At 52.6% G+C, this 4,869-nt stretch carries 6 protein-coding genes; 5 read left to right on the forward strand and 1 reads right to left on the reverse strand.

Annotation, left to right across the window (positions count from 1 at the left end; all coding sequences use genetic code 11):
- The 5 genes from ABYW01_RS14230 to ABYW01_RS14250 form a co-directional block, all read left to right on the forward strand.
- Positions 1 to 415 (forward strand): hypothetical protein (locus tag ABYW01_RS14230; protein WP_372833820.1); only part of this gene is annotated, 415 nt, incomplete at its 5' end.
- A 2-nt stretch (positions 416 to 417) separates the two neighbouring features.
- Positions 418 to 1,089 carry a hypothetical protein gene (locus ABYW01_RS14235; protein ID WP_372833821.1) on the forward strand — a complete coding sequence of 224 codons (672 nt, stop codon included), beginning with the start codon at positions 418 to 420 and terminating at the stop codon, positions 1,087 to 1,089.
- 285 nt (positions 1,090 to 1,374) lie between these two features.
- On the forward strand, positions 1,375 to 2,343 hold the full coding sequence (locus ABYW01_RS14240) for an ATP/GTP-binding protein (RefSeq protein ID WP_372833824.1): 969 nt from the start codon (positions 1,375 to 1,377) through the stop codon (positions 2,341 to 2,343).
- 4 nt (positions 2,344 to 2,347) lie between these two features.
- Positions 2,348 to 3,013: a hypothetical protein gene (locus ABYW01_RS14245; protein ID WP_372833826.1), complete on the forward strand. Its 666-nt coding sequence runs from the start codon at positions 2,348 to 2,350 to the stop codon at positions 3,011 to 3,013.
- A 14-nt stretch (positions 3,014 to 3,027) separates the two neighbouring features.
- A complete protein-coding gene (locus ABYW01_RS14250; RefSeq protein WP_372833827.1) occupies positions 3,028 to 4,218 on the forward strand; it encodes a HAMP domain-containing protein in 1,191 nt (396 codons plus the stop codon).
- A gap of 103 nt (positions 4,219 to 4,321) precedes the next feature.
- Here ABYW01_RS14250 and ABYW01_RS14255 read toward each other — a convergent pair.
- Positions 4,322 to 4,869 (reverse strand): NADP-dependent oxidoreductase (locus ABYW01_RS14255; protein WP_372833830.1); only part of this gene is annotated, 548 nt, incomplete at its 5' end.

Here is a 4,869-nt window from a genome sequence, read left to right on the forward strand (position 1 = left end):
GCGTCTGGCGGAAGTCGAGCAGAAAGGAACGCAGTTTGCCAATGATGATACCGGTGTAGAGATCGATGATTATCACGGCGAACAGGTCGTTATCAAAGAGAACGTGGTAAACGGTTTGCTCAACATCGAAGGTGTTGAAGGCCTCGCGGCGACCGACATCAACGGTGATCTGATTACATCGTCGCTGGAAGGTAGCCAGCTGGAAAACTTTATCGCACTGGCCTCCGGTATTGTGCAGGATCAGGGTGAAAACTCTGCCTTGGGGCAGGTGAACAATGTGGTCTTTCGTGATCGCAGCGAAAACAACCTGTCAGTGTTTGTCTGGGAAGGGATGGCTTTAGGTGTGGTATCCAGCCGCAAAACCTCAACCCGCATGATTCGACAGCAGGTGAATGACCTGTTGCAGTGGGGGTAAGTGTGCTCAGTATCTTACATGACCTGGAAGCATACAGCGGTGCGCAACACAGTGGTGTGAGCAGTCAGGGTAACCTGATCGCGTCTACTTGTCCGGCGGACTTACAACAGGATCTGGTGCGCAGTCAGCAGGTGGTTAGCCAGCTGTTCAATGGCATTAACGAGTGCGGTCACAGTTACGCCGAACTGCATCTGGAACTGGATCGCCATCTGCTATTGGCCTATCGTCTGTCAGAGGATTGCACATTGCTTATGTTGACCCGCAAAGGTGTCAATATGGCATTGATGGCCACCTCTGTACGGTCGGTTAAAAAGCGTATTCTGGGAGCCCTGACGAAAGCCGCAGAACTGCCATCGTCTGATCTGCAACCGGTCTTCCCGGTGGGTGAGACCGGCTTTATTCAGGCTGGCTCTGCACAGCATCAGGAAGATGCCGCAGCACTGAGTGAACTGATGAATAAGCTCTGTGACAAAATGGTGGATACATTAGGGTCAACCGGTGCGATCAGTTTCTACCGCATCCTCAATGAGTGGAAACGCCAATACGGTATGAACAAATATAAGCTGCCCGCATTGCTCAAGTTGCTGGCGGTTGAATTGGAAGCCGGTGCGCCAAGGGACGCGTTCCTGAAAGAAGCGGTCGTTCTTACCCGCGAACTGGTGCATCGTAGCTAAGGAAGCGGCGAATAAGCCAGAGTCTTTTCGGACGTGTTTGCAGGCCCCCTAGTTCATTTCCCACCTGAATATCTTCTCGGTGTACATCTATGCCGGACTTTTCTTTATTTCTGTCTCCCTGCTTCTTTTCGGGCTTTCTGCTGCATCAGGTGGGCAGTGGACACCTGATCACACCTTGTTCGTCATATTAACGTCACACATCAATGTTTCCATTGCGGTCTTGAATGAATGACTGGCGCAGAGGAAAGCGCCAGTCACGGACCGCTAACGGGATCACTCAGCCTTATGTCAGAACTTAAGCTTATCTTTGCAGGACCTGTGGGTGCGGGTAAAACCACGGCGATCAATGTCCTCAGTGATAAACCCAGTCTGAATACCGATGCTGCCGTTTCCGATGTTACTGCGGCGCGTAAAGCGACCACCACCGTGGCGATGGACTACGGCTCTCTGGCATTAAACGACTCACAGAAAGTTCACCTCTACGGTACCCCCGGTCAGATGCGGTTTCGTTTTATGTGGGACCTGCTGGCCAATGATCTGGCGGCGGATTGTGCGGGACTGGTGCTACTGATCGACAACACCCGGGCCTCGCCTTATCGAGACCTGAAATACTACGTGCAGGAGTTTTCCAACCTGATTACGCGTAAGAAACTGATTGTTGGTGTGACCCGCTCGGATCTGCGCCCTGAACCTCGACAGTCTGAATACGAAGACTGGATAGCGGAATTGGGGTTGCAGGCAGAGATCCGTTTTATCGATGCCCGCAGCAAGGTTGATCTGATCAAGCTACTGCAAGACTTCGTCGGTGAAGAGGCACAGACCGACTGGCAGCTGCTGTTGGACGATGCCGAGCAAGCGCCGGAGCGCAGTGTCACCGTTTCCCCCACACCTGAGTTACCGGTCAGTGATTACCTCGGAGAGAACATTGTCATGAAAGATTCCATTGTGGATGACGTACTAAACATCAAAGGCGTCGAGGGGGCTGCGTTGGCGACTGAGATGGGCGATATCGTGACCTCATCGCTGGATGATACGGAGCTGGATGATTTTATCGGCTTTATGGCAGGCATGGTGCCGGTGTTCGAGCAGGTATCCGATCTTGGGCGGGTGCGGAGCGTGGTGCTGAAGAGTGAGCGCAATGACAACGTCTCAGTGTATGTAGAGGAGGAGCAGGTGCTGGGGGTTGTGTCCTCCAACCGTGCCTCCGTGCGGATTCTGCGTCAGCAACTTGATGATCTGTTGCAGTGGGGTTAAAGGCATGCAATCCATTCTGAAAGACCTGGAAATGCTGGGTGGCGTTCAACACGGGTGTGTTATCCATCAGGAAGTGGTTAAAGCCTCAACCTTTCCCTCGATTCTCAATGAAAACCTGACCGGTGTGGCCAAGGTGATGACCCAGATTTTTATGGGTGTTGAAGGCATACAGCGAGACCACCGCGAACTGCATATCGAGCTGGAAGAGAATCTGCTGATTGGATACTGGCTGGAAAATGGCGCCGTACTGGCGTTGATGGCAGATAAGAATATCAATCTGGCGCTGATCAAAACCGCCGTGCGTTCTGCAACCGCCAAATTATTAGACGCTTTAAGCGACAGTGTCTCCGAACCTACGCCACCTCCGACCGTCGTTGAGCTGGCATCTCCCGCAGAACCACCGGAAGCGCAAGCGGATAACGCACCGATGGCCGTTGCCGAGGAGTTACCGGCAGACGTGCTGAACGTGCACATGGAGAAACTCAAGTTGCTGCTGGCTGAGCAGATAGGTCCGGCGGCACGGGTTGTATTTGGCCGCGCGCAAAACAGCTGGCAAGCCGCCGGTGAACCGTTAACCGATCTGTGTGGGCGGCTGGCTGAATTTATCGACAACGAAGACAAACGGGCGGAGTTTATCCGTCGTGCCACTACATCACTGCCCAAAGGATAGAACGGAGAAACGCGGTGAAAACGATTAAGTCCAAAGTTGAGCGCGCCCTGATTCTGGTCGCTTTGCTACCCGTACTGATTTTGGCGGGTTACGTTTACTACTCCACCACCGACGCCCTTAAAAGCGCGAGTGTTAGCAACCTGGAACGTCAGGTACAGCTGCTGTCAGGATCCGCATTTGGGGTGCTGAAGCATGTACCGGGTGATCTGAGTTATCTGCGTGATTCTGCATCGATGTTCCAATACGGTCGCGCCCTGGTCATCAAGGATCAGAAAATTCTGGATGTGAACGGTCGTAGCTTATCTCGTGATTTCCTGAGTTTGGCAAAAAACCGACGTATCTATAACCAGCTGCGTTTTGTCGGTGCCGATGGCAACGAACTGATTCGTATTGAACACAACGAAGACGAAGGTTTCAGTCGGGTTTTACAACCTGAGCAGTTGCGTGACAAAAGCAGCAGTTTGTATTTCCGTGAAGCCGCTAAGCTGGAGTTTGGGCAGGTCTACATCTCGCCGATTGATCTGAACCGTGAAGATGGTGAACTGGAAGACCCGGTACGCCCGACCATCCGCTTTGCAACGCCGGTGTTTGCTGTGGGTAATCGTCTGGTTGGGGTATTGATTCTGAACGTGGATGCATCAGCCTTCCTGAATCAGATCAAAGAGGCCTCTACTGACGGTGGTATTCAATTTACGCTGGTGGATGATCACGGTTATTACCTGGCTAACAGTGATACCGGTCTTGAATGGGGCAGTGCACGCGACTTGAATCACGGTAAGTCGATGCCAACTGAGCGGCCTATGCTGTCGCGTGAAGTGCTGGCGGCTGACGGGGTTGTACAGATAGATCTGTTGGATGATCTGGTTGCCACCACACCTTTGTTTGCAGACGAAAGTCATCAGCATCAGATGGGTCGATTGGTCGCAATTGCGCCGAAGTCGGTTGTCTTGAAGCTGTTGGATAACTTTGTCATTGCACTGGCAGTGTTCGTTGTACTCGCGGTGGTGATGGCCTTCGTGATCGCAAAAATGCTCTCCAGTTCGCTGACCAATCCGCTGATCTACCTGACACAGGCGGCGGATCGTCTCAGTAAAGGTGAGGTTGATACCGCCATTACTATTCACTCGAATGACGAAGTGCAGCGTCTGGCAGAAGCGTTTGAACGTCTGCGTGAGTCGGTGAAGATTTTGATGAAACTAGGCTAAATTGCCGGTTGAAACCTGTCTATACAAAGGCCGCATGAGCGGCCTTTTGTGTGGTAACGGAATGGCATCGGCTAGTTACAGGGATCTGTAGTTAAGCATGAATTTATAGTGTAAGTACCAACTTACCTCGAACATGACCTTCAGCACTGAGTCGAAACGCTTCGGCTGCCTGATCCAGTGGATAGCTTTTCGCTAGGCAGATACGTAAATCACCCTGATCATAAAGGCGGGCGATCTCTGCCAATTGCTGTGCGCTGGCTTCGGCACGGATTGGCAGTACGCTTAAGTTGCGTGCTTCGCCCGCAGCGATGACCGCATCCTTAGTGACGGAGGGTAAGGTCACCATCGTGCCGCCGGGTTTCAAGCAGGAAAGCGCTTCAATACCCGTTTCACCGCCCACGGCATCAATGATCAGATCGATGTTATTGACGGCGTCTGTCAGGTTTGTGCTCTGATAGTCGAACAGTTTTTTGGCACCTAAGCTACGCAGAAAACTGTGATTTCGCCCCGAGGCCGTACCATACACGTCGGCCCCGGCCCATTTTGCGAGTTGCACGGCCAGATGACCGACACCGCCAGCTGCACCTAAGATCAGTACCCGTTGCCCGGCCTGAAGTCCCCCTTTGTCAAAGAGTGCCTGCCAGGCGGTCA

The organism is Pontibacterium sp. (genome assembly GCF_041587635.1).
Taxonomy (GTDB): domain Bacteria; phylum Pseudomonadota; class Gammaproteobacteria; order Pseudomonadales; family Balneatricaceae; genus Pontibacterium.

Bases quoted from the DNA above. Each gene is read 5' to 3' on its own strand.
- ABYW01_RS14245 (WP_372833826.1), top strand. From the start codon at position 2,348: ATGCAATCCATTCTGAAAGACCTGGAAATGCTGGGTGGCGTTCAACAC.
- ABYW01_RS14240 (WP_372833824.1), top strand. From the start codon at position 1,375: ATGTCAGAACTTAAGCTTATCTTTGCAGGACCTGTGGGTGCGGGTAAA.